Genomic DNA, 929 nt, shown 5'->3' with positions numbered 1-929 from the left:
TCGGTGGTTTCGGCGTCGATGGTCTCGATCTCGGGGACGGCTTCTGCGGCTGTTTCGAGTTCGGTTCCGACATCGGCGATGACGGTGGTGTCGATCTCGGCGATGGTGGCTTCCGCGGCTGTTTCGACGCCGCCGAGGATGGCGCCGGCCTCTGCTCCGTCGAGGGCGGCGGCTCCGGCGTCGGAGCCGCCGCCGGTGAAGACGGTCAGGGCGATGCCGAGGGCGGTGGTGAGGCCGATGGCGATGCCGGCGCCGGCGAGTTTGTGCTCGGTGCTGCTGTGGGCCTTGTCGATGGCCGAGGCGAACTTGTCGCAGGCGGTGGCGAGTTTGTCGCAGGCCTCGTGTGCGGCGGACAGGGGTGCTTTCTTCGCGCTGCCGCCGTCCTGCCAGATCTTGGCCCAGAAGGCGGCCATGGCTTTGACGGATTCGTCGGAGTTGTTGTCGGTCAGGGACTGCACCTGGGTGTGGAGGGTGTGTCCCAGGGTTTTGAAGGCGGTGGAGGCGGTGCGGTAGGCGGAGGCGGCGTCGCGCAGCTTGTCCTGGTGTCCGTTGGGCCAGTATTTGGCGATCACGGAGGGTACGGAGGAGTGGCCGGGGCCGATGGCGGAGTCGGGGTCGGGATACATGACGTCCGTGAAGACGGGCGGCGGGGGGTAGAGCCGTGGGGCGCCCTTGCCCTTCTTCGGGTTGGAGTGGTGGTCGGCCTTGAGGTAGTTGTTGGCCGTGGTCACCAGGGCGTCCGAGGACTGCCCGATCGCGCGGATCGCGGCGGACAGGGTGTGGAAGAGGGCCTTGGCGGCGGGGTCGTACTTGTGGCCGAACTTCTGCCCGTAGTCGTCGTTGCCCGCCATGCCCGCCGCGTTCTGCAACGCCGTGTTCAGCGCGGTCGCCGCCGTATCGAGGTCCGTCTGCCCCTTGGCGAACACACC

The 929-nt window shown here is 68.1% G+C and carries 1 protein-coding gene; it reads right to left on the bottom strand.

What is annotated here, in order from left to right; translation table 11 throughout:
- Positions 1 to 929: WXG100-like domain-containing protein (locus tag LCE31_RS39930; RefSeq protein WP_441349439.1), on the bottom strand; the 929-nt coding region annotated here is incomplete at both ends.

Source organism: Streptomyces sp. 8L, assembly GCF_020176795.1.
GTDB lineage: Bacteria > Actinomycetota > Actinomycetes > Streptomycetales > Streptomycetaceae > Streptomyces.
Note: the sequence above shows the minus strand (reverse complement) of the source record. Positions and strands in the feature narration are given on the sequence as shown.